This window comes from Streptomyces sp. CA-251387 (genome assembly GCF_050936625.1).
Taxonomy (GTDB): Bacteria; Actinomycetota; Actinomycetes; order Streptomycetales; family Streptomycetaceae; genus Streptomyces.
Genome location: NZ_JBNJMJ010000001.1, coordinates 4,667,690 through 4,690,025, shown reverse-complemented (window position 1 = coordinate 4,690,025; position 22,336 = coordinate 4,667,690). Strand labels below are relative to the sequence as shown.

General features: G+C 70.8%; 19 protein-coding genes. 5 read left to right on the top strand and 14 right to left on the bottom strand.

The window, feature by feature from the left end; translation table 11 throughout:
- Window positions 1-18 precede the first annotated feature (18 nt).
- The 9 genes from ACQEV2_RS20920 to ACQEV2_RS20880 form a co-directional block, all read right to left on the bottom strand.
- On the bottom strand, window positions 19-879 hold the full coding sequence (locus ACQEV2_RS20920; protein ID WP_433043503.1) for an HAD family hydrolase: 861 nt from the start codon (window positions 877-879) through the stop codon (window positions 19-21).
- Window positions 876-2,153, bottom strand: a complete 1,278-nt coding sequence (serS, locus tag ACQEV2_RS20915; protein WP_433043500.1) for a serine--tRNA ligase — start codon at window positions 2,151-2,153, stop codon at window positions 876-878. Before serS ends, ACQEV2_RS20920 begins: the two co-directional genes overlap by 4 nt.
- Before the next feature lie 543 nt (window positions 2,154-2,696).
- Entirely contained in the window at window positions 2,697-3,629 is a 933-nt protein-coding gene (gene pheA, locus ACQEV2_RS20910; protein ID WP_433043497.1) for a prephenate dehydratase, read from the bottom strand.
- A gap of 128 nt (window positions 3,630-3,757) precedes the next feature.
- Complete coding sequence (efeB, locus tag ACQEV2_RS20905) at window positions 3,758-5,131, bottom strand: iron uptake transporter deferrochelatase/peroxidase subunit (protein WP_433043494.1); 1,374 nt, start codon at window positions 5,129-5,131, stop codon at window positions 3,758-3,760.
- An 8-nt stretch (window positions 5,132-5,139) separates the two neighbouring features.
- Window positions 5,140-7,167: a copper resistance CopC/CopD family protein gene (locus tag ACQEV2_RS20900; protein ID WP_433043491.1), complete on the bottom strand. Its 2,028-nt coding sequence runs from the start codon at window positions 7,165-7,167 to the stop codon at window positions 5,140-5,142.
- A gap of 13 nt (window positions 7,168-7,180) precedes the next feature.
- The gene (locus ACQEV2_RS20895; protein ID WP_433054633.1) at window positions 7,181-7,621 is read right to left on the bottom strand and encodes a copper chaperone PCu(A)C; all 441 of its coding nucleotides are present in this window, start codon (window positions 7,619-7,621) and stop codon (window positions 7,181-7,183) included.
- Window positions 7,622-7,659: 38 nt separating this feature from the next.
- Complete coding sequence (locus ACQEV2_RS20890) at window positions 7,660-8,313, bottom strand: SCO family protein (RefSeq protein ID WP_433043488.1); 654 nt, start codon at window positions 8,311-8,313, stop codon at window positions 7,660-7,662.
- A gap of 78 nt (window positions 8,314-8,391) precedes the next feature.
- Window positions 8,392-9,129, bottom strand: a complete 738-nt coding sequence (locus ACQEV2_RS20885) for a YcnI family copper-binding membrane protein (protein ID WP_433043485.1) — start codon at window positions 9,127-9,129, stop codon at window positions 8,392-8,394.
- A gap of 180 nt (window positions 9,130-9,309) precedes the next feature.
- Window positions 9,310-10,146 carry a hypothetical protein gene (locus tag ACQEV2_RS20880; protein WP_433043482.1) on the bottom strand — a complete coding sequence of 279 codons (837 nt, stop codon included), beginning with the start codon at window positions 10,144-10,146 and terminating at the stop codon, window positions 9,310-9,312.
- Window positions 10,147-10,405: 259 nt separating this feature from the next.
- Between ACQEV2_RS20880 and ACQEV2_RS20875 the strand changes: the two genes are divergently transcribed.
- Window positions 10,406-10,855 carry an ATP-binding protein gene (locus ACQEV2_RS20875; RefSeq protein WP_433043479.1) on the top strand — a complete coding sequence of 150 codons (450 nt, stop codon included), beginning with the start codon at window positions 10,406-10,408 and terminating at the stop codon, window positions 10,853-10,855.
- Window positions 10,856-10,895: 40 nt separating this feature from the next.
- Here the strand turns inward: ACQEV2_RS20875 and ACQEV2_RS20870 are convergent, their stop codons facing one another.
- On the bottom strand, window positions 10,896-12,200 hold the full coding sequence (locus ACQEV2_RS20870; protein ID WP_433043476.1) for a phospholipase D-like domain-containing protein: 1,305 nt from the start codon (window positions 12,198-12,200) through the stop codon (window positions 10,896-10,898).
- 227 nt (window positions 12,201-12,427) lie between these two features.
- Here ACQEV2_RS20870 and ACQEV2_RS20865 point away from each other — a divergent pair, with 227 nt between their 5' ends.
- Both ACQEV2_RS20865 and ACQEV2_RS20860 read left to right on the top strand, forming a co-directional pair.
- Window positions 12,428-13,381: an intradiol ring-cleavage dioxygenase gene (locus tag ACQEV2_RS20865; RefSeq protein WP_433043473.1), complete on the top strand. Its 954-nt coding sequence runs from the start codon at window positions 12,428-12,430 to the stop codon at window positions 13,379-13,381.
- Between the two features lie 11 nt (window positions 13,382-13,392).
- Window positions 13,393-14,232 carry a triphosphoribosyl-dephospho-CoA synthase gene (locus tag ACQEV2_RS20860; protein WP_433043470.1) on the top strand — a complete coding sequence of 280 codons (840 nt, stop codon included), beginning with the start codon at window positions 13,393-13,395 and terminating at the stop codon, window positions 14,230-14,232.
- 239 nt (window positions 14,233-14,471) lie between these two features.
- Here ACQEV2_RS20860 and ACQEV2_RS20855 read toward each other — a convergent pair whose 3' ends face one another.
- From ACQEV2_RS20855 to ACQEV2_RS20840, 4 genes are all read right to left on the bottom strand, one after another.
- A complete protein-coding gene (locus ACQEV2_RS20855; protein WP_433043467.1) occupies window positions 14,472-15,731 on the bottom strand; it encodes an MFS transporter in 1,260 nt (419 codons plus the stop codon).
- An 86-nt stretch (window positions 15,732-15,817) separates the two neighbouring features.
- The gene (locus ACQEV2_RS20850) at window positions 15,818-17,164 is read right to left on the bottom strand and encodes a PLP-dependent aminotransferase family protein (RefSeq protein WP_433043464.1); all 1,347 of its coding nucleotides are present in this window, start codon (window positions 17,162-17,164) and stop codon (window positions 15,818-15,820) included.
- 104 nt (window positions 17,165-17,268) lie between these two features.
- Complete coding sequence (locus tag ACQEV2_RS20845) at window positions 17,269-18,735, bottom strand: aminopeptidase P family protein (RefSeq protein ID WP_433043461.1); 1,467 nt, start codon at window positions 18,733-18,735, stop codon at window positions 17,269-17,271.
- Between the two features lie 118 nt (window positions 18,736-18,853).
- Window positions 18,854-20,365 carry a PP2C family protein-serine/threonine phosphatase gene (locus tag ACQEV2_RS20840; RefSeq protein ID WP_433043458.1) on the bottom strand — a complete coding sequence of 504 codons (1,512 nt, stop codon included), beginning with the start codon at window positions 20,363-20,365 and terminating at the stop codon, window positions 18,854-18,856.
- Between the two features lie 502 nt (window positions 20,366-20,867).
- Between ACQEV2_RS20840 and ACQEV2_RS20835 the strand changes: the two genes are divergently transcribed.
- Window positions 20,868-21,527 carry a bifunctional DNA primase/polymerase gene (locus ACQEV2_RS20835; protein ID WP_433043455.1) on the top strand — a complete coding sequence of 220 codons (660 nt, stop codon included), beginning with the start codon at window positions 20,868-20,870 and terminating at the stop codon, window positions 21,525-21,527.
- 56 nt (window positions 21,528-21,583) lie between these two features.
- Window positions 21,584-22,201, top strand: a complete 618-nt coding sequence (locus tag ACQEV2_RS20830; RefSeq protein ID WP_433043452.1) for a hypothetical protein — start codon at window positions 21,584-21,586, stop codon at window positions 22,199-22,201.
- The last annotated feature ends 135 nt before the right edge of the window (window positions 22,202-22,336 follow it).

Here is a 22,336-nt window from a genome sequence, read left to right as displayed (position 1 = left end):
CCCGCCGAACCACCGACGTCAGCCCAGCAACCGCTCCAGCACCACCGCGATCCCGTCCTCCTCGTTAGAAGACGTCACCTCGTCCGCCACCGCCTTGAGCTCCTCGTGGGCGTTGGCCATGGCCACGCCCCGAGCCGCCCAGGCGAACATCGGGATGTCGTTGGGCATGTCGCCGAAGGCGATCGTGTCGGCGGCCTTCAGGCCCAGGCGTCGGGCCGCCAGGGAGAGGCCGGTCGACTTCGACAAGCCCAGCGGCAGCAGTTCCACGATGCCCTCGCCCGCCATCGCCACCGACACGAAGCCGCCCGCGGCCTGGCGGGCCGCCTCGGCCAGTTCGTCGTCCGACAGGTCCGGGTGCTGTATGTAGATCTTGTTCAGCGGGGCGGCCCACAGATCCGACGCGTCCGTGAACGGCGTCGACGGAAGCGCGCCCGTGACCGCGTAACCGGGGCCGACCATGACCTCGCCGTCCAGTCCGGCTCGGCTCGCCGCCAGGAACAGGGGCCCGACCTCGGCCTCGATCTTGGCCAGGGCCACGCCTGCCAGTTGGCGGTCCAGGGTCACCGCCGTCAGCAGGCGGTGCTCGCCGGCGTCGTACACCTGCGCACCCTGAGCGCACACCGCGAGGCCGTCGTAGCCGAGGTCGTCGAGGATGTGCCGGGTATATGGGGCCGCGCGGCCCGTCACGACGATGTGCGCCGCGCCCGCCGCGGTGGCCGCGGCGAGGGCGTCGCGAGTGCGCTGCGAGACCGACTCGTCGGAGCGCAGGAGCGTTCCGTCGAGGTCGGTCGCGATCAGTCGGTAGGGGAAGCCTCCCGAGCTGTTCGGGAGGCCTTCCGAAGCATCCTCGGAACCCGCGGCGGGAGCCGTGCCGCTCACTTGGCCACCGGCTCCAGGACCTCCCGGCCGCCCAGGTAGGGGCGCAGCACCTCGGGGACCCGGACGGAGCCGTCGGCCTGCTGGTGGTTCTCCAGGATGGCCACGATCGTGCGCGGGACGGCGCACAGCGTGCCGTTGAGCGTCGCCAGCGGCTTGACCTGCTTGCCGTCACGGACGCGGATCGACAGGCGGCGGGACTGGAACTCGGTGCAGTCCGAGGTCGAGGTCAGCTCGCGGTACTTGCCCTGCGTCGGAATCCACGCCTCGCAGTCGAACTTGCGGGCGGCCGAGGAGCCGAGGTCGGCGGAGGCGACGTCGATCACGCGGAACGGCAGCTCCAGCGACGTCAGCCACTGCTTCTCCCACTCCAGCAGGCGCTGGTGCTCGGCCTGCGAGTCCTCGGGAGCGACGTACGAGAACATCTCGACCTTGTCGAACTGGTGCACGCGGAAGATGCCCCGGGTGTCCTTGCCGTGCGAGCCGGCCTCGCGGCGGAAGCAGGGCGAGAAGCCCGCGTAGCGCAGCGGCAGCTTGTCGGCGTCGAGGATCTCGTCCATGTGGTACGCCGCGAGCGGGACCTCGGAGGTGCCGACCAGGTAGAGGTCGTCCTTGTCGAGGTGGTAGACGTCCTGGGCGGCCTGGCCGAGGAAGCCGGTGCCGGCCATCGACTGCGGGCGGACCAGCGCCGGGGTCAGCATCGGCGTGAAGCCGGCCGCCGTGGCCTGGGCCATCGCGGCGTTGACCAGGGCGAGCTCCAGCAGGGCGCCGACGCCGGTCAGGAAGTAGAAGCGGGAGCCGGACACCTTCGCGCCGCGCTCGACGTCGATGGCGCCGAGGATGGTGCCGAGCTCCAGGTGGTCCTTCGGCTCGAAGCCCTCGGCCGTGAAGTCACGGATCTCGCCGTGCGTCTCCAGCGTGACGAAGTCCTCCTCGCCGCCGACCGGGACGTCCGGGTGCACGAGGTTGCCGAGCTGGAGGAGCAGCTCCTGGGTCTCGGCGTCGGCCGCGTCGCGCTCGGCGTCGGCCGCCTTGACGTCGGCGGCCAGCTGGCTCGCCTTCTTCAGCAGCTCGGCCTTCTCGTCGCCGGAGGCCTTGGGGATGAGCTTGCCGAGCTGCTTCTGCTCGGCACGGAGCTCGTCGAAGCGGACGCCGGACGACCTGCGCCGCTCGTCGGCAGACAGGAGGGCGTCGACGAGCGCGACGTCCTCTCCACGGGCGCGCTGCGAGGCGCGCACTCGGTCGGGGTCCTCACGGAGCAGGCGAAGGTCAATCACGCGCTCAAGGCTACCGGGGAGGGGTGACACCCCACGACTCACTATTCCGAACTGCGGCTTACATACCGTTATGGGGGAATTGCGAAACGTGTCAATAAAAAGTGTCTCACTCCCCGGGACGGGGCAGCCCCGAGGTGTCCGGTTGACTCGATTCCCTTGTGGAGAACGGGACTTGGGGCTCGGTTGTCCACAGTGATCCCCAGCCCTTCAAGAGTTATCCACAGGCTGTGTGGATGGACTGTGGACGTCGGAATTGATCACTCCGTAACGCGTCGAGCAAGTCAAGGATTCCCAGGACAAACCCTCCTCACCCCCACTTTCGAGTGGAAAGTGGTCGCCCCAAAGGATTGCTCAAAGGAAAAGAGTGGACGAAGGGTGACTTGCGTGGTGGTGGACGCCGAGGGGCCCTGGGGGCCGATTTGTCGACAGACTCACCGTTGCTTGTCGACTTGTCCCCAGGTCGAGAAGCGGACCTGTGGATAACTTCTGTGGATAACGACAATGTGCTGGTAGTGCCGACGGGAAACCGACACGGAGCCGGTGTCAGAACCGCCCGTCCTGACATCGCGCCACCCAGTCCGCCGCCGAGACGAACTCCTCGTCCGACGTCCCGGGGCGCGGGGGCTGTACGTCCCCGGGCTTCATGTCCGCGCGCGGATACGAGCCCAGGAAGCGCACCTCCAGGCAGATCCGCTTCAGCCCCGTCAGCGCCTCGGCCACCCGGCGGTCGGAGATGTGCCCCTCGGCGTCGATGCAGAAGCAGTAGTTGCCGATGCCGGCCCCGGTCGGCCGGGACTGCAGCAGCATCAGGTTGATGCCGCGTGTGGCGAACTCGCCGAGGAGGTCGCGCAGGCCGCCGGGGTGGTCGTCGCGCTGCCACAGCACGACGGACGTCTTGTCCGCGCCGGTCGGCGCCGCGGGCCGGGCGGGGCGGCCCACCAGCACGAACCGGGTCTGGGCGTTCTCCGCGTCGTGGATCCCGGTTTCCAGGGCCTCGAGGCCGTACCGGGCGGCTGCGAACTCGCCGGCGAAGGCGGCGTCGTACTGGCCCTCCTGGACCAGGCGCGCGGCGTCCGCGTTCGAGGCGGCCGACTCCCAGTGGGCGTCCGGGAGGTTCTTGCGCAGCCAGTTGCGCACCTGCGGCTGGGCGGCCGGGTGCGCGGAGACCGTCTTGATGTCGGTCAGCTTGGTGCCGGGCCTGACCAGCAGCGCGAAGGTGATCGACAGCAGCACCTCGCGGTAGATCATCAGCGGCGCGCCCGCGACGAGCTCGTCGAGCGTGGTCGTGATGCCGCCTTCGACGGAGTTCTCGATCGGCACGAACGCGGCCTCGGCCTCGCCGGCGCGCACCGCGTCGAGCGCGGACTGCACGGACACGTAGGGGATCAGCTCACGGGTCGCGGCCTCGGGAAGCGTGCGCAGGGCGACTTCGGTGAAGGTGCCCTCGGGGCCGAGATAGGCATAGCTCGCTGGCATGACCTCACCCTAATGGCCGTTGCCGAACACGACGTACGAATCCCCGCCCCCTCCCGGCGCAGGCCACCCCCGAGGGCGACCTCGGTGTCGTACGGCTGTGCAGCACCCGTACGGTCCTCCCGGTGCCGTCACCCCTCCAGCAACCGCTGCCCCACGTACTCCCCCTCCGCGGCCCCGCCCGGCACCGCGAACAACCCGCTCGCCTCGTGCCGGATGAACGTGGACAGCGCGTCGCCCCGGTCGAGCTTGCGCTGGACGGTGACGAAGCCGCGCAGTGGGTCGGCCTGCCAGCAGATGAAGAGCAGCCCCGCGTCGGGCACCCCGTCCGCGTCGATGCCGTCGTGGTACGAGAACGGGCGCCGCAGCATCGCCGCCCCGCCGTTCTGGTCGGGCCGGGTGATGCGCGCGTGGGCGTTGAGGGGGACGACCAGATTCCCGGCCTTGTCCGTCTTCTCCAGGTCCATCTCGGTTGTCTCGGTGCCCCCGGTCAGCGGCGCCCCGTCGGACTTGCGGCGGCCGATGACCTGCTCCTGTTCCTTGAGCGAGAGCTGCTCCCAGTCGTCGAGGAGCATGCGGATGCGGCGTACGACGGCGTAGGAGCCGTTCGCCATCCACGACGGGTCCTTCGCGCCGGACGCGGGCACGAAGATCCGCTGGTCGAAGTCGGCGTCCGTCGGCTTCGGATTGCGCGTGCCGTCCATCTGGCCCATGAGGTTGCGAGCCGTCATGGGGTGCGCGGTGGCGCCCGGCGACCGGTTGAAGCCGTTCATCTGCCATCGCACCTTGGCGGCCTGCCCGGCGTCCTTCTGGATCGCGCGCAGGGCGTGGAAGGCGACCAGGGCGTCATTGGCGCCGATCTGCACCCACAGGTCGCCGTTGCTGCGTGCCTTGTCGAGCTGGTCGGAGGAGAAGTCGGGCAGCGGGTCCAGGGCGACCGGGCGCTGCTTCTCCAAGCCGGTCCGCGCGAAGAAGCTGTGCCCGAAGCCGAAGGTGATGGTCAGCGACGACGGCCCGGCGTCCCGGGCGACATCCGTGTCGTCCTGCTTGGCCGCCTCGCCGGCCATCAGCCGCCGAGCTGTCTCCGACCAGCGGCGCAGCAGCGCCGCCGCCTCCTTGCGGCCCGCGCCCGCCGCCAGGTCGAAGGCGACGAGGTGGCCGCGCGCCTGGAGCCCCTGGAGGATGCCGGGCTGATGTTTCCCGTGAAACATCACCTGATCGGCGCCCACCGAAGAGAGCGGTGTCGCCTCGCTCGGCCGGGCGGCATATCCCACCGCCCCGCCCGCCGCTCCGAGCACCAGCCCGGTGGCACCGGCGGTCCCGAGCAGCCGGCGTCGCGACATGCCCTCGTTGGCGACGGCACCTGCCTTGCCGGTGCCCTCCTTGCCGGCGCCCTTCTTCGCAGGGCCGCCTTCGCGAACGCCGCCATTAAGTGCCGCCTCGGGAGTTCCGGGCGTTCCGGGGGTCTTAGGAGTACGGGCCTCCGGAATGGACTGGTCAGCCATGGTGAGGTTCAGCCGATCTGCGCGTTCTTGGAGACGGTGGCCTGGTCGATGTCGGAGGTCCGCACGGTCACGGCGATCTTCCACTCGCCCGCCATGGGGATCTGCACTCCGCTCGCCGACCAGTGTCCGGTGGAGATGTGGTCGGGGACGACGGGCAGCGGCCCGATGTCCTGGGACTCGAGGGTGAAGGCGACCTTCACCTCGGGGATGTCGAAGGCGCGGCCATTGGGGCGCTGCACATAGACGTGCATTTCGTTGCCACCCACGCGCGCGGGATCGAGGTCGATCCGTACGACGCCCTTGCCGTCCTCGCCGCCGGTGTCGAAGGACATGTCCAGGGTCAGCGCCCCGGCCGATGACGCGTCGGCGGAGGCGGCCGCCGTGGCCGCCCTGGCCTCCTCCTCCGTACGCCCCGGCTCGGTCGAGGTCAGCATGGTGGTGATCGCGAGCAGGACGACGGCGACGCCGGCCTCGGCGAGCACGGAGCGGCGCAGCCCGAACCGGTTCGGGTCGGCGTCCCGCTGCTGCTTCCGCCGTGCCGTGTCGATCGCGTCCTGCTGGCGGGCGAGCTGGGCGGCGCGCCGGGAGTCGCCCTTGTCGGACACGGCGGCCGAGACGCCGCCCTTCTTGCCGGAAGCGGAGGCGGAGGTGCCGGCCCGGGCGACGGCGTGCTCCTTCTCGCTGTCGCCGGCCTCCTCCGCGCCCTCCCGTGCCCCCTGCTCGCTCTCGTCGGCCTCCTTCTCGCCCTCGCCCGCGTCCTTCTCCACCCGTGGCTTCACCATCGTGTCCGCCAGCCGCGCCGTCCACCGCCGCGAGATCCACGCGATCCCGACCAGCAGCACTACGAGCCCGATCTTCACCAGCAGCAACTGCCCGTACCGCGTGCCGGTGAACGCCGACCACGATCCGAGCTGCCGCCACGACTGGTAGACGCCGGTCGCGACCAGCGCCAGCACGCTGCCGAAGGCGAGGCGCGAGAACCGTCGTACGGCGGACGCCTCGACCGGTGTGTCCGCGGGCGTCCAGTACAGCGCCACCAGCAGTGCGGTGAGCCCGCCCAGCCAGCCCGCCACGGCCAGCAGGTGAACGACGTCGACCGGCATCGCGATCCCGGCCTGGAGCCCGGTCGAGGCGTGCTCGGACATCGCCCAGCTCGCCGCGAGCCCCGCCGCCACGACCGTCCCGCCGATCGCGAGCCCGAAGGTGAGGTCCCGCTTCTCCTCGTCCTCCCGCTTGTCGTACGCCCCGAAGAGCACGGCGATGAACAGCGCCGCCGCGGCGAGCAGCAGCAGCCGGGACACCAGTGCCGCACCCGTCTTGGTCTGCAGCACCTGCCCGAGCAGGTCCAGGTCGAAGATGTCGCCGACCTTGCCGGTGCTGGTGTACGAGCCGCGCAGGAGCAGCAGCCCGAGTGTGGCGGCGGTCAGGGCCAGCCAGCCGGAGACGACGAGCCGCTGCAGCGCCCGCACTCCCGCCCCGCGCTGCCAGCAGGCGAGCACGAAGGCGGCGCCGCCGACCAGGACGATGAAGCCGGCGTACGACACATAGCGCCCGAACCCGTAGAGCCAGCCGACGACTCCGCCGCCCGCCTCCTGGGCGGAGACCGAGACGGTGGTCTGCGAGGGGGCGCCGATGGAGAAGGTGTAGGCGCCGGCGACGGGATGGCTGTCCTCGGATACCACCTGGTAGGTGACCGTGTAGGTGCCATCGGGCAGGCCGCTGTGGAGTTTCACGGTGTACGTCGTGCCGCTGACGTTGGCCGGGTCGCCGCGGTCGATGCGCTTGCCCTTGGGGTCGAGCACGCGCAGGGAGTCGTCGGACAGGGCGACCTTCTCGGAGAAGGTCAGTGAGACCTGGGTCGGGGCCTTGTCCACCACCGCCCCCTGCCGCGGGTCGCTGCCGGTCAGCGCGGCGTGCGCGGAGACCGGCCCGGCTCCGGCGAGGAGCAGGCCGGTGGCGGCCAGGAGCAGCAGCACCAGGGTCCGGACGCGCGGCAGCGGCAGGGTCCGGACGCGGGGGGCGATGGTCTGGGTCAAGGCGATCTCTCCCTCAGTGTCCGGTCTTCGGGTTGTACGTCGCGGACTTCACCGGCATCTCGACGGTGACCGTGCCGGACTCGGCGAAGTGGAGCTTCACGGTCACCTTCTCGCCCTGCTTCGGCTGTCGCTTCAGCTTCTCGAACATCAGATGGCTGCCGCCGCTCTTGAACACGAGTTGACCGTGTGCGGGGACGTCGAGTTCCTTGACCTCCCGCATCGAGGCACCCACGGTCTCGTGCGCGGTGACCTCGCCGACGTCGCTGGTGACGGAGGTCAGCTCGTCCTTCGTACCGCCCTTGTTGGTGACCGTCAGGAAGCCGGCCGCCATGGAGTCGGAGACCGGCTGCGGCATGTAGGCGCCGCTGACGGACAGTTCGGCCTGCGAGTCGCCGGAGCCCGTGTCGGAGTCGGCGTCGGAGCCGCAGCCCGTCAGGACGAGGGCCGCGGTCATCACCGTCGTGATCACCGCGGTCACCGGGGCGGGACGCCTCACGGCTTCTCCCCCTTGATCAGCTCGGGGAGGTCCTTGGTGTAGTCGTCGACCTGGGCGTCCTCGGTGTAGAGGACGTACCCCTTGTCGGTCTTCGGCGAGAACGCCACGACCTGGGTGCCGTGCGTGGAGACCATCTTGCCGTTCTTGTCCTTGTGCGGCGGCTCGATGGTGATGCCCAGGGTGCGGGCGCCGGCCTGGATGGTGGCGAAGTCGCCGGTCAGGCCGACGGCCTGCGGGTCGATGCCCTTGAGCCACTTGCCGAGCGCGGACGCGGTGTCGCGCTTCGGGTCGGTGGTGACGAACACGACGCGCAGCTCGTCCTGCTCTGCCTTGGGCAGCTGCTTCTTGGCGACGGCGATGTTGCTCATCGTCAGCGGGCAGACGTCGGGGCAGTTGGTGTAGCCGAAGTAGATCAACGTCGGCTTGCCCTGGGTCTCCTTGCGGAGGTCGTACTTCTTGCCGTTCGTGTCCGTGAGGACCAGGTCCGGCTTCTCGAACGGCTTGTCGAGGACGATGGCGGCCCTGTCGGAGCCGGCTTCCTCGGAGACCACGGTGACGGGCTGCTTGCCGTCGTCACCGCTGCCGCAGGCGGAGAGGGTCAGGGTGGCGGCGGCGAGGAGGGCGGCCGCGGCGAAGGTCTTCTTACGCATAGAAAAATGTCCCAGTTGTGAGAGCTCCGGCGCGCACCGGGGGCGTGCCCCGGCGCGCGCCGTGAACCTGAGAGGTCGTCAGGCGTCGGTGCGCCGACGGCCGGCGAGCACGCCGTACGCCACGCCCAGCGCGCCGACGACGATGCCGACCACGCCCAGGACGCGGGCGGTGGTGTCGCTGCTGTCGGCGGGCTCGGCGGCGGCGGTCTTGGCGGACGCGGCCTCGGCGTCGTCGGAGTCGGAGGCCTGGTCGGAGGACGACGCGCCGTGGTGGCCGTCCTCGGCGGCGGACAGTGCGAGCACGGGCGCCGGGTTCTCGGGCTCGTCCTGACCCTTCTGCGGCACCTCGATCCAGCGCACGACCTCCTTGTTGGAGTACGTCTGGATCGCCTTGAAGACGAGCTCGTCGGCGTCCTCGGGGAGCTGGCCGACGGAGACCGGGAACTTCTGGAAGAAGCCGGGCTTGATGCCGTCGCCGGTGGCAGTCCAGGTGATCTTGGAGACGGCCTGAGTGATCTTCTCGCCGTGCATCTCAAGAGGCTTGTCCAGCTCGGACTTGGTGACCTTGACGTCCCAGCCGGCCATCGGCTCCGGCATCGCGGAGGCCAGCGGATGGTCGGTGGGGAAGGTCACCTCGAGCTTGGTGGTCGAGGCGTTGTCGCGCTCGTTGGGCACCTTGAAGTCGACGACCGCGTAGCCGCCCTTGGCTGCCGTGCCCTCGGGCTGCACGCTGACGTGGGCGAACGCGGGGACGGACAGGGCGAGCACGGCCGTACCGGCGAGCGCGCCCGTGGCGGCGATACGAGAGGCCTTCATGTTGAGCACTCCACTGTGAATGAGATGCGGATTCCGGTGGTGAAGAGGAGTACGCGTACGCAGGGGTGCCCCGTCGGACGGAAAACGGCATTCCTCGATCGGAAACCCGGGTACGCGCGCGTGCCGCACGACAGCGGCCTCCTCTGCGGCACCCGGAGGTGGAGTGGTGGTCGCGTCGCGTCAGGCGGCGAGGACGAGTGCGGTGCCGGCCGGTGGGCCGCGCCTGATCACCGTGTGCTGGAGTGCGAGCGTGCGGGGCTCGGGCGTGCCGAACCATCCGGCGCACAGGGGGTGCGGGCGCGCCTCGGGTGTGCCCGGCAGCCCAGCACGCAGGGCGCACACCAGCGCGAGCGCGGCGCGCAGGGATCGTACGAACGCGCCCTCGGCGACCGAATGCGCCGACAGGGCGGACATCTCGACGATGCGCAGCAGGGCCAGGTCGCCGCGCCGCAGCAGCCACCCCGCGACGACCGCCGCGAGGAGGTGGGCGAGCACCATGGACAGGGACGGCAGGAGCGACGCGGGGGCGTCCGTGCCGGCGGGCATGGTGTCCGCCGACCGGTGCGAGGCGTGCGTTCCCGGTTGAATCCGCGCCTCGGTCAGGAGCCGCTGGGCCTGGGCGGGGCTGATGGCTGCCGCGGCGGTCCCGCAGACGAGCCGCGCGGCCTGCTGGACGAGCGCGGCGTCGGACAGGGAGCCGGACGCGGAGGAGGCCGCGGTGGCCGCCCCGGCACTCGCCCCGTGCTGACCGAGCCCGAACAGCGTGTGCAGGACGGTCTGGCCGACCGCGAGCAGCACCGCGATCCCGGGCAGCGAACGCTCCCGTCCCGCGAACGGCACTGTGACCAGGAGCACGCCCAGGAACCCGGCGCCCAGCGTCCACAGCGGAACCGTGGCGCAGGAGCCCAGCGCGTGCCCGACCCCGGCCAGCACGACGCAGACCGCGGCGAACACCGCGGCCCGCAGTATCCGGAGGTCTCTCCCGGAGCGCACCGTGCGCGGGTGGGGGGCAGTCATGGCGGGCTCATCATCGCACTGGCCCTATGACCGCCATACGGCAGGTCCGCAAGATGACATACGGGCGGTTCAGGATGTACAGGACGATTGGAGCCGTACAACCGGAAGATCACCTTCTGATGTGTGCCACCCCCACATACACCGATTCCATCCTGGGCGCATCGACCATATGGGCGGCATCACGTCAATGATGTGCTTACTCCCGGGCACTCGTGGCAATACGTAACGGTATGTCGAGCCGCGGCCAGGAGGCTGGAGCATGAGCATCTGGTGGTCACTCCATCTGCGGCGGGAAGCCGCGAGCGTGCCGCTCGCCCGGCGGTTGCTAATCGGCACCATGGAGACCGCGGGCGTTGACCCGGACGTGTCCTACGACCTCTCCGTCGCCCTTAGCGAGGCCTGCGCGAACGCGGTCGAGCACGGCGGCGAGAACGCTCCCGACGGCACATCTGAGGCGTACCGCGTGACGGCCTACCTGGACGGCGAGAAGTGCCATATCGAGGTCACCGACTCGGGGCCCGGCTTCGGCGCACCACCCCGCGCGCCCCGCCCGGTGTCCGCAGAGGCCGAGCACGGCCGCGGCCTCTGCCTCATCCAGGAACTGGCCGACCACGTCCAGATCGGCAACAAGCCGGGGCAGGGCGGGGCGGTGGTGAGCTTCGACAAGATCCTCAAGTGGCGTGAGGACACACCGTTGGTGGCGGTGTAGCACCGGCCTCGCCGCGTCCGGCCGCCACCGCGCGCCGGCGTCAACCGCCGCAGGCGGAGCGAATCCGGTAGAAGGTGCTCAGGTACCGCGCGTGGTAGGTCGCGCTGGTGATCCGCACGATCGCCTCGTCGGCCGACCGCAGCGACGACCCGGTCAGGTTGGCACTGCCCGTGTAGACGCGCGGTGTGAGGGCGCCGTTGTAGTAACCGTCGATCAGCATCTGCTTGTTGTGCGGGCGTACGTCGATGCCCGGGCCGTTGGGAATGCGGCATCCGAGGTGCTGGATGCCGGCGGCGTTCAGCCGGCTGGTGATCGTGCTGTCGGTCTCGGTGTAGATGATGTCGATCCAGCAGCCTCTGCCGCGCAGCTGGGCCAGCTTGTCGGCGACCTGGCGGCGGGAGCCGAGAAAGCTGTGCGTGACGATGCGGACGGCGGTTCGGTGGGGCAGCCCGTCCGTGCCGGTGTAGGCGCAGCTGATTTCGTCGAGCACGTTGACGACGGTGTCGGTGGCCGGGTTGTTGTACGAGCTGTCCCCACGGGGGAAGAAGAACCCTCGGTAGGTCGAGCCGGTCGGCGTGGAGAAGTACGCGTTGTTGTTGCCGCGTACCAGGGTGCGCCCGCGGCGGAGCTGCTCGTGGTACGAGGCGTACCCGTCGTACACCGCGCTGCTCACGAAAGTGACGGCGTCGTTGAAGGACTCGACCTTGTACCAGTCGGAGAGGTTCGAGGAGGTCTGGAAGACGACCCTCGAGTAGCTGGTGCCGTCGTCGAAGGGCCCAATTCTGGAAAAGGTGAAGAACTTGTTGTGGTTGTACGCCGGTTGGGGTGGGGCCACGGCCAGGCAGCCGCGCCGGACGTCGTCGACGCCGTCAGGGTCCTCGAAGCGGTCGTCGCACACGACGACCCAGGAGCGGGCGGCGTCATTGGTTCCGAGCCCTGCCCTGAGGGTCCGGTAGGGCACGTTGGTGTATTCGTCGCCACCGGCACCGTCCACGTAGGTGGAGTCGTCGACGACGATCCGGACGTTGACACCCCGCCGGTGGGCGGCGAGCAACGCGTTGGCGACCTCCTGGTCGTTGAACTCGTACATAGCACCGCGGATCGTCGCCCAGGCCGGTGTCGCGTCGATCAGCCGTACGAGCTGGGTGAAGATCGCCTTCTGCTGTGCCGCGGTGCCCAGGGGGTCGTTGAACACGGGCCCGTTGACGACCGGCTTGGTCTGTGCGGCGGCCGGCGTCGCACCACCGACGAGCAGTGAGGTCACCAGGGACAGGACGGCGGCGACGGCGGGCAGCACCGAACGGGGGAACCGGGCCGGACGTGGGCGTACGGGCGAACGGGTCATCGTCTTCGCTTTCCTGGCCGGGGAAGATCGCGGAAGGGACCAGTTCTCTTTGCCCGGAAGGGGCGGAAAGTCTTCGTAAGCTGCTCATTTGGGGGAACCGGTGCGCTCTACGGGTGACGACCGCCAACGGACGCGGAGAGCCGCCGACTTCAGCTTCCTCAGGACTCACAGCCGCAGCACAGCGCCGGCCCAAGCTTCTGACGGGTGGCGTCCCTAATTTCCCGGCCATGACGGGAAACCACAAGGACAAGTCGATCACCCGGCGCCGCGCGATCGTGGTGACCGGCGGCACGGTCGCGGCGGGCGGGCTCGCCGTCGCCGGGTACCAGGCGGCCTTCGCCGACACCGCCACGACCACGGCCGACGCCGCGGCGACGGCCACCACGACCGCCTCGGAGAGCGCCGGCTGCATGACGCTGATGTCGAGCGTCACCGAAGGTCCGTACTACCTCGACAACGCCCTGGTGAGAAAGGACATCACCGAGGGCAAGAGCGGCGTCCCGCTGACGCTGCGCCTCACCGTCGTCGACGCCACCGACGGCTGCACGCCGGTCCCCGGCGCGGCCGTGGAGATCTGGCACTGCGACGCCTGGGGCTACTACTCGGGCTACACCACGGCCACCCCGGGCGGTTCCGCGCCCGCCGAGAGCGAGGACGGCTCGACCGCCAACGACAACACCTACCTCCGCGGTTATCAGATCGCCAACGCCAACGGGGTCGTCAAGTTCGCGACGATCTTCCCGGGCTGGTACACCCCGCGCACCTGCCACATCCACCTCAAGGTGCACACGGGCGGCCAGAAGGAGGACGGCACCTACGAGGGCGGCAAGGTCAACTACACCGGCCAGCTGTTCTTCGACGACGAGATCGCGCAGGAGATCTTCACACTGGAGCCCTACTCGAAGCACTCCGGCAGCTACACCACCCTCGACAACGACATGGTCTACGACGGCGGCGGCGCCTCCAGCGGCCTGCTGACCCTCAAGCCGGTCAAGAAGGCCGACCCGTCCAAGGGCTACAAGGGCTTCCTCACCGTCGCCGTCGACCCCGACGCGGAGAACACCGGCGCGGGCAGCGGCGGCGGTGGCGGTGGCGGTGGCGGCGAGGGCGGTACGCCGCCGAGCGACGCGCCGACGGGCACCCCGCCCAGCGACGGCCCGTCGGCCTCGGCGTCCTCGTAGGGGGTACGGCCATGAGTAGCCGCGAGGACGAGGCGCTGGCGCACGCCGCCGTGACCGCGCTCACCGGCCAGCTGGCCCTGGCTCCCAAGCCGGGCCTGCCCGACCCGCGCGACGTCGGCGCCCGTGTCACCCGCCGGGACCACCGCATGCTGCGCTGGTCGGCCAAGGCGCTCGCGCCGGGCCTCGCAGCGATGGCCGCCGCCGCCCGCCGCACGGGCGAGCCGACGCCCGCGCTCCGTACCGAACTCGGCGCGATCGGAAGGTGCACCGAGCACTCGGTGCACCTCGCGGGCGGCGGCCACCGGGGCGCGCTGTGGGCGCTCGGCCTGCTCGTCGCCGCAGCCGCGCTCGACCCCCGGGCCGGGGCAGGGGACGTCACCGCGACCGCCAAGCGCATCGCCGCGCACCCCGACAAACGCGCCCCGCGCAGGCCCTCCCGGGGCTCCTCGGTGTCGGCGAAGTACGGCGCCGCCGGGGCACGGGGTGAGGCCTGGGCCGGATTCCCGCACATACGGCGGGCATTGGACGCGCTCGCCACGGCACGCGCGCGTGGCGCCACGGAGGACCGGGCCCGCCTGGACGCCCTCCTCACCGTGATGTCCACCCTCCAGGACACCGAACTCCTCTACACCGCGGGCCCGATCGGTCTCCGGCACGTCCAGGCGGGCGCCCGCGGAGTCCTGGAGGCGGGCCGTACGGCCACCGAGGCGGGCGCGTTGGCCCTGGCGGCCCTCGACGCCGACCTGCACGCACGCGCGTGGAGCCCGCGGGGGAGTGCGGGGCTGCTCGCGGGGGCACTGTTCCTGGACGCGCTGCCCGTCACGGCACCGGCACGAGCGCGGGCCGCCTGACAGCCTCCTCGTCCCGGCGACCGGCACAGCATGCTCGCCGGCCCCGTCTCCAGGCCGCCTCGGCCGATACCGGGAGCACGACCGCGCTCAGCCCTTCAGACTTCCGCGCTCCCCACTCCCGACTTCGCTCGAGCAGAAGGAGCCCGTCTCCTCTCGGCATCGGCGCGCCCCTGCGGCGCGTGCTCGACGGTTCTCCTCGCGCCTCAGCCGATACCGAGAGCACGACCGCGCTCAGCCCTTCAGACCTCCGCGCCCCCCACTCCCGACTTCGCTCGAGCGGCAGGAGCCCCCATCTCCTCTCGGCTCCGGCGCGCCCCTGCGGCTGCGCGCGCCGCCGGTCCCATCGCGTACGACGCGGCCAGCATCGCCCCGCCCAGCAGCAGCCAGCCCGGTGTCCCCCACTCCACCAGCAGAGCCGTCAGCAGGAGCGGGCCAAGGGTGCGGGCGACCGTGACGCCGGTTCCGAACAGGCCCTGGTACTCACCGACACGGCCCTCCGGCGCCAGGTCGAACGACAGCTGCCAGGACCCCGCCGACTGCCCCATCTCGGCGACCACTTGAAGCACCGCACCCACCACCAGAACCCCGACGGCCACCCACAGGGAGGCGCCCGCCGACCACGCGAACACCACGCACGCGGCCAGCATCACCCACCCCGCACGGCGCACCGCGCGCGTGGCGGAGGCCAGTCCCGTGACGCCGCGCGCCGCCCTGACCTGGAACAGCATCACCGCACCGGTGTTGAGCACGAACAGCGCGGAGACCAGCCAGGCCGGGGCGTCGGTCCGCCGGGTGATCCACAGCGGCAGGACGAGGCTGAGCAGCGGGAGCCGCAGCAACAGCACGGTGTTGAGCAGCGCGACCACCGTGTACGGGCGGTCCCGCAGCACGCCGAGCCCACCCCGCCGCCGACTCCGTGCGGGCATCACGGAGGGCAGCCGCAGCAGCAGCCCCGCGCACACCAGGAAACTCACCGCGTCCAGCGCGAACACCGCCAGATACGCCGTCCGCGTCCCGGCATGCAGCGCCAGCCCGCCGAGCCCCGCCCCCACCGCAAGGCCGGCATTGAGCGTCGACTGCAGATGCGCCAGCAACCCCGTCCGCTCCCCGGCGGACACCACCCCCGCCAGCAGCGCCTGCCGGGCCGCCGCGAGCCCGGACTGCGCGGCGGCGTAAGCGCACGCGGCCAGCACGAACGGCACGAACCCCCGCACGACCGTGAAGGATGCCACCGCGAGCCCCGTCGCGAGCGCCAGCAGGACCGCCGTACCGCGCGGCCCGCGCCGATCGGCGAGCCGCCCCAGCGGAACCCCGACCAGCGAACCGACCGCCCAACCGACGGTCAGCCCGAGCCCCACGCGCGCGGGGGCGAGCCCGACGACCTGGGTGAAGTAGAGGGCGGACGTCGTGTAGTAGGCGCCGTCTCCGACCGAGTTGCTCAACTGGGCGAGGGCGAGGACGCGTTGTGGGCCGGCGGGCGGGACGGGGGAGTTCGTCATGCCGACGACACTAAGGATGTAATGGAACCTTCATCAGACCCAATCAATGGCTCTTTTGCTGCCCCAATTTCCTTCTACTGGCCCACTTAGCCGCTCTCCAGCACCTTCCGCAACACCGCCAAGGCCTCCGGATACAACCGCTCACGAGGCGCCCCGTACCCCACGACCAGCCCCTGCGGCCGCCCCTCGCCGCCGCCCGGCGCATGCCAGTGCTCCCCCAGACGCCCCACCGCGAGCCCTGCCTCCTCCGCCCGCGCCAGCACCCGCGCCTCGTCGTCGACCTCGACCAGCGCGTGCAGCCCGGCCGCGATCCCGCGCACCCGCCGACGCGCCCCCAGCCGATCCAGGAGCTGATCCCGGCGCCGCCGGTACCGCAGCCGACAGGCACGCACATGCCGGTCGTACGCGTGGCTGTCGATCAGCTCGGCGAGCGCCAACTGCCCGATGGACTCGGTGTGATGGTCACTGTGCAGCTTGGCGTCGGCGACGGCGTCGACCAGGTGCGGCGGCAGCGCCATCCAGCCGAGCCGCAGTGCGGGCCCGAGCGTCTTCGAGGCGGTGCCCAGGTACACGACCTGTCCCGGCGCCATCCCCTGCAACGCGCCGACGGGCTGGCGGTCGTAGCGGAACTCCCCGTCGTAGTCGTCCTCCACGATCAGCCCGCCACGCGCGCGTGCCCAGTCACTGAGCGCCCGCCGCCGCTCGGGGTGCAGCGTCACACCGGTCGGGTACTGATGGGCGGGCGTGACGACGACGGCCGCGCAGTCGCCCAACTCCTCGGTGCAGGCGCCTCTTTCATCGACCCCCACGGGCACGACGACGCCCCCGTTGCGCCGCACCACCTCCCGATGGAACGGCAGCCCCGGGTCCTCCATGGCGACGACGCCGCCCTCCAGCACCCGCGTGAGCAGCGCCAGCCCCTGCACATACCCCGAGGTGATCACGATCCGCTCCGGCGGCGCGATCACCCCACGCGCCCGCCCCAGGTACCCCGACAGCGCGGTCCGCAGCTCGATCCGCCCGCGCGGATCGCCGTAGTCGTACGCCAGTGAGGGCGCCGTGGCAATGGCCCTGCGCAGCGCCCGCAACCAGGCGGCCGCCGGAAAGGCCCCCACGTCCGGACTCCCCGGCCGCAGATCGAAACGCGGCTCACGCGCGCGTGCGGCAGCGTCCGGAGGTTCGGCGTCGACCGGGGGCAGCGAAGCGACCTGTGTACCGGCCCCCTGCCGGGCGGTGAGGTAACCCTCGGCGACGAGCTGGTCGTACGCCGCCTTCACGGTGTTCCGCGAGACGCCGAGCTCGGAGGCAAGCCGCCGAGTGGCAGGCAGCCGCTCGCCGGGAGCGAGCCGCCCGTCCCGCACGGCATCGCGCAGGGCCCGCTCAAGTCCAGCACGACGGCCGTCGCTGGCGGCGACTTCCAGATGCAGGTCCACCCCAACCCCCTAGGGGCGTGGGGAACTGCGCGACCAGCCCCCACGACCCGCAGACCGCGACGACGGCCGGGCACCCTTCCGGTACCCGGCCATCAAATCCGACATCAGCCCTTCAGAGAGGCCATCCAGGACTCGACCTCGTCCGACCGCCGAGGAAGGGCAGCCGACAGATTCCGGTTCCCCTCCTCCGTCACCAGAATGTCGTCCTCGATCCGCACACCGATACCCCGGTACTCCTCCGGCACCGTCAGGTCATCGGCCTGGAAGTACAGTCCGGGCTCCACGGTCAGCACCATGCCCGCCTCCAGCGTGCCGTCGACATACGACTCCACGCGCGCGGCCGCACAGTCATGCACGTCCATGCCGAGCATGTGCCCGGTCCCGTGCAGCGTCCACCGCCGCTGCAACCCGAGCTCCAGGACCCGCTCCACGGGCCCTTCGACAAGCCCCCACTCGACGAGCTTCTCGGCGAGCACCCGCTGCGCCGCGTCATGGAAGTCCCGGTACTTCGCGCCCGGCTTCACGGCCGCGATACCGGCCTCCTGGGCCTCGTACACGGCGTCGTAGATCTTCTTCTGGATCTCGCTGTACCGGCCGTTGATCGGCAGCGTGCGCGTGACATCGGCGGTGTAGTACGTGTGCGTCTCGACGCCCGCGTCGAGCAGCAGCAGATCACCGGAGCGCACGGGCCCGTCGTTGCGCACCCAGTGCAGCGTGCAGGCGTGCGGACCGGCGGCGCAGATGGAGCCGTAGCCGACGTCGTTGCCCTCCACGCGCGCGCGGAGGAAGAACGTGCCCTCGATGTAGCGCTCGGAGGTCGCCTCGGCCTTGTCGAGGACCTTCACCACGTCCTCGAAGCCGCGCACGGTCGAATCGACCGCCTTCTGCAGCTCGCCGATCTCGAAGTCGTCCTTGACCAGCCGGGCCTCGGACAGGAAGACACGCAGCTCCTCGTCCCGCTCGGCGGTGACCTTGTCGGTCAGTGCGGCCTCGATGCCGGCGTCGTAGCCGCGTACGACGCGCACGGGACCCCTCGCCTCGCGGAGCTTGTCCGCCAGCTCGCGCACATCGGAGGCCGGGATGCCGTACAGCTTCTCCGCCTCGGTGAGCGAGTGCCGGCGGCCGACCCACAGCTCGCCCTGGCCGGAGAGCCAGAACTCGCCGTTCTCGCGGTCGGAACGCGGCAGCAGGTAGATCGTCGCCTTGTGACCGCCGTCGACGGGCTCCAGGACGAGCACACCGTCCTCGGTCTGGTTGCCGGTGAGGTACGCGTACTCGACCGACGCCCGGAAGGGGTACTCGGTGTCGTTCGACCGTGTCTTCAGGTTGCCCGCGGGGATCACCAGACGCTCGCCCGGGAATCGCGCCGACAGCGCGGCGCGCCGCGCGGCGGTCTCGGCGGCCTGGGGGATCGGCTGCAGGTCATGCAGTTCCGTGTCGGCCCAGCCGGACTTCATGTTCTCGGCAAGCTCGTCGGACACGCCCGGGTACAGGCCGTTCTTGCGCTGCTTGATCGGCTCTTCTGCGCTCTCTTCCGGGGTCTCCGGGGTGAGCTCGTCGGCCACGGTCATCCTCCTCGATACGGCACTGGACCCCCTCCATCGTACGGACGTGCAGGGAGGAGCCCAGGGTCGAAAGGACCGTCACCGAGAGCTGCTATGCCGTGACCACGGAACCCGTTATGGCCGCCTACTCGAACCGAGCCGCCAGCAGCACCACGTCCTCCTCGCCGTCCGCCCGGTCCAGCCCGTCCGGCAGCACCGTCCGCAGGACATGGTCGACGACCGCGTCCGGATCGTGCCGCAGGGCCCTCGGCACCCCGGCCGCCGCCGCGTGCAGCCGGGCGAACGCCCGGTCCGTGGGGTCGCCGGTGCGGTGCAGCAGGCCGTCGGTGTACAGCAGAACCGTCTCTCCGGCCTCCGCCGTCAGCTCCACGCTCGGCGCCTCCCAGCAGGCCAGCATGCCCAGCGGTGCGGACACGGAGGTCTCCACGAACTCCGTGCGCCGCTCGCCGATCAGCAGCGGCGGGGTATGTCCGGCACCGGCGAGCGTGATCTTGCGAAGGGAGGGCTCGCAGTAGGCGAACAGGGCGGTGGCGGAGCGAGCGGGCTCGGTGAGTCTGAGCAGCAGTTCCAGGTCGGACAGGACCGCGACCGGGTCCTCCCCCTCCATGACGGCGTACGCCCGCAGGCTGGCCCGCAGCCGCCCCATCGCGGCGACGGCGCTGGGACCGGACCCGGTCACCGAGCCGACGGCCAGGCCGAGCGCGGCGTCCGGCAGCGGTAGCGCGTCGTACCAGTCGCCGCCCCCGCGCGGGCCGGTGCGGTGCCGGGCGGCGAGCTGGACGCCGGCCATGCGGGGCAGGCGGGAGGGGAGCAGTTCCTCGGCCATCGTCAGCATGCACGCGCGCGTGCGCTCGACTTCCAGGAGCCGGGCCAGGTGCTCGGTGGCGTAGCGGGTGTACAGGCCGACGAGGTGGCGTTGGCGTTCGGTGGGTTCGGCGGGCTCGTCGTACAGCCACACGGCGGCGCCGAGGCGGCCGGCGGCCTCGGTGGACAGGGGGAGGGCGTAGCTCGCGGCGTAACCGAGGCGTGCGGCCACCTCGCGGTGGCGGGGGTCGAGGCCGTCCTCGGCGAAGAGGTCGGGCTGGGCGATCTCGCCGTCGCCGCCCGGGAGGCCGTCGAGGATCCTGCCGTACGACAGGGAGCTGCGCGGCACGGTCTCGATGTGGCCGAGGTCGGCGCGGGCGAGGCCCAGGCCGATGGTCGTGTCCGGGCCCAGCCTGTCGGCGGGTTCCAGGACGACGAGACCGCGCCGGGCGCCCACGAGGGCGGCTCCGGCGCGCAGCAGCTCCTGGAGGGCTTCGGCGAGTGCATGCGTGCGGGCCAGGCGTTCGGTGAGTTCGTGGAGTGTCGTGAGGTCCGAGACCCAGCCGGCGAGCCGGTCCTGCAGGAGCAGTCCTGGTGCGTTCGGTGGAGGGACCGCTGAGGCGCCCGGGGCCACGGGCGCGGGCGCGACAGTGTGTGCGGGCGAAGGAACCGTTGAATCGATTCCGGCCACTTTCGGAGGGTGAGGGGCGTTCATGGCGTCCGGCTTTCCGACCGGTGCGTATTGCTCAAAAGCATCGCAAACCCCCATGTCATTCTGCGCCGCTAGCAGTGTCTCCACATGTACACGCACTCGTGAGGGGATGTCCAGCATTGTCCTGCTGGGATTCCTGGTGTCCGTGGGTCACCGGAGGACTCCTTGCAGACCTCTTGCGCAAAGGCAAAGTTGGCTTAAAACTGCCTCAGGGAACGGGGTATTGCGGTCGACTGGTTTCGCTCCACGGAGCGTCACAGCGGTCGTGATGGGTACGTACTCGGTGAAGGCCAGGGGTGGTTGAGAACCACCCGGAACCTGGTGACGGACCCGGGCGTCTTAGCCACCGACGACCGGCCCCATCCTCCCGTGGCGGAGGCGAAGAGAAATACGCGCGACAGCAAAACGCCAGACTTCGCCACCCCACGCCACGCCCATGCTTTTGATAGACGCAGTATGGACGAGGCTGCCGCGGAAGCAGCCCACGCTCGGCCCATAGGGGTTTCCCTTGCCCATGGCAGGGGTGTGATGCGCCAACAGGTACGCACAGTGAAGTGATCGACACATGGTGTGATGTGGCCCACGGTGTTGCCAGCGGTGCAACGGAAAGGAACGAGCGCTCATGCGCGAGATCCTCGGAAGGCGACGCAGGCTCCTGCGCAGTGACGGGAAGCCTGAGTTGATCAGCGCGGCCCTGACCTTCGCGACGGAATGGCGCTGGCCCGTACTCCCGGGCGTGACGACGCACCCGCAGGGGCACTCCCGCTGCGGCTGCCCCGACCCGGAGTGCACGGTTCCCGGCGCCCACCCCTTCGATCCCGGTCTCCTCGCGGCGACCACGGACGAGCGCATGGTGCGCTGGTGGTGGACCAACCGGCCCGCGGCCCCGATCATCCTCGCCACCGGAGGCATGGCGCCCTGCGCGGTGAGCCTGCCCGCCCTGCCGGCCGCTCACGCCCTCACCGCACTCGACCGCATGGGCATGCGCCTCGGCCCGGTCGTCGCCTCACCCGCCCGCTGGGCGATCCTGGTGAAGCCGTACTCCATGGAACAGCTGGGCGAACTGCTCTACGCCCAGGACTTCGTCCCCGGCTCCCTCCGTTTCCACGGCGAGGGCGGCTATCTCGCCCTGCCCCCGTCCGAGACCGGCCAGGGCCCCATCAGCTGGCAGCGCGCCCCGCTGCCCGGCTCGGCCTCCCCGTGGGTGCCCGATGTGGAGGCCGTCGTCGACGCCGTGGTTGAGGCCCTCACTCGTACGGGTGTGAGCGCGCCCGAGTTGTAGGGGTGTCCGGCGTGCGCGGAACGGCGCACGCGCGCGTGGTCGTTATCTTCCGCTGTATGCCGCGTCACGCTGAGACACGCCGTCCAGGCTCAGGAAACATCCGTTTGTTCGCCCTCATCGGCGTGGTGGTGGGCGCGGTCGCGCTGCCGCTTGCCGTGGCGTCCGCAGGACCAGTGGCCGAGGAGGAACGCGCCCTCGGCCATACGTCACGCAAGGCCGCGCGTCCTTCCGTACGTCCCTCCCCCGCCGCCGACCCCAAAGGGCCCACCGCCGAGCCCGACGACTCCCCGCTGCTGCTCGGCCTCGGGCTTGCCACCGCCGCCCGCTGCGGCCCCGAGCTCACCTCCCCCGAGGGCATCGAAGCGCAGACCTGTGTCCTCACCCAGGGCGAGGACACCTGGGCGCGCACCTACTTCCGCAACGCGACCGGCGGCGCGCTCGACTCCGTGCTGAGCCTCATGGGGCCCGGTGGGCGCACGGTGCAGATGCGCTGCGCCGGGGGCGTCGAGGACGAGCCGGGGACGTGCGAGACGCCCCGCCAGCGCACGCGGGGGAACCTGGACGCCTACACGGCGGTCGCGGAATTCGCCGCGCGAGCTGGGAACGGTCCGCTGCTGCTGCGTTCCGCGAGCAACTCCTCGCCGGACAACTCCGGGGCGTCTACAGGCGGTTGACATGTGGCGCCGTTTCGTAAAGGGCTGCGCACATGGAAAGACCCGGTTGCTGGCGACGGGGGATGCACCAGCAACCGGGCTAATGGAACGGTAACAAGAGATCGGCGGTTCGCAAATTCGATCCGGGCTTTCCAG

Excerpts from the sequence above, each read along its gene's own strand:
- ACQEV2_RS20890 (WP_433043488.1), bottom strand. The coding sequence starts at position 8,313 with ATGCGTAAGAAGACCTTCGCCGCGGCCGCCCTCCTCGCCGCCGCCACC.
- ACQEV2_RS20880 (WP_433043482.1), bottom strand. The coding sequence starts at position 10,146 with ATGACTGCCCCCCACCCGCGCACGGTGCGCTCCGGGAGAGACCTCCGG.
- ACQEV2_RS20875 (WP_433043479.1), top strand. The coding sequence starts at position 10,406 with ATGAGCATCTGGTGGTCACTCCATCTGCGGCGGGAAGCCGCGAGCGTG.
- ACQEV2_RS20835 (WP_433043455.1), top strand. The coding sequence starts at position 20,868 with ATGCGCGAGATCCTCGGAAGGCGACGCAGGCTCCTGCGCAGTGACGGG.
- ACQEV2_RS20865 (WP_433043473.1), top strand. The coding sequence starts at position 12,428 with ATGACGGGAAACCACAAGGACAAGTCGATCACCCGGCGCCGCGCGATC.
- ACQEV2_RS20855 (WP_433043467.1), bottom strand. The coding sequence starts at position 15,731 with ATGACGAACTCCCCCGTCCCGCCCGCCGGCCCACAACGCGTCCTCGCC.
- ACQEV2_RS20860 (WP_433043470.1), top strand. The coding sequence starts at position 13,393 with ATGAGTAGCCGCGAGGACGAGGCGCTGGCGCACGCCGCCGTGACCGCG.
- ACQEV2_RS20870 (WP_433043476.1), bottom strand. The coding sequence starts at position 12,200 with ATGACCCGTTCGCCCGTACGCCCACGTCCGGCCCGGTTCCCCCGTTCG.
- ACQEV2_RS20830 (WP_433043452.1), top strand. The coding sequence starts at position 21,584 with ATGCCGCGTCACGCTGAGACACGCCGTCCAGGCTCAGGAAACATCCGT.
- ACQEV2_RS20885 (WP_433043485.1), bottom strand. The coding sequence starts at position 9,129 with ATGAAGGCCTCTCGTATCGCCGCCACGGGCGCGCTCGCCGGTACGGCC.
- pheA (WP_433043497.1), bottom strand. The coding sequence starts at position 3,629 with ATGCCAGCGAGCTATGCCTATCTCGGCCCCGAGGGCACCTTCACCGAA.
- efeB (WP_433043494.1), bottom strand. The coding sequence starts at position 5,131 with ATGGCTGACCAGTCCATTCCGGAGGCCCGTACTCCTAAGACCCCCGGA.
- ACQEV2_RS20895 (WP_433054633.1), bottom strand. The coding sequence starts at position 7,621 with ATGACCGCGGCCCTCGTCCTGACGGGCTGCGGCTCCGACGCCGACTCC.
- ACQEV2_RS20840 (WP_433043458.1), bottom strand. The coding sequence starts at position 20,365 with ATGCTGGACATCCCCTCACGAGTGCGTGTACATGTGGAGACACTGCTA.
- ACQEV2_RS20845 (WP_433043461.1), bottom strand. The coding sequence starts at position 18,735 with ATGACCGTGGCCGACGAGCTCACCCCGGAGACCCCGGAAGAGAGCGCA.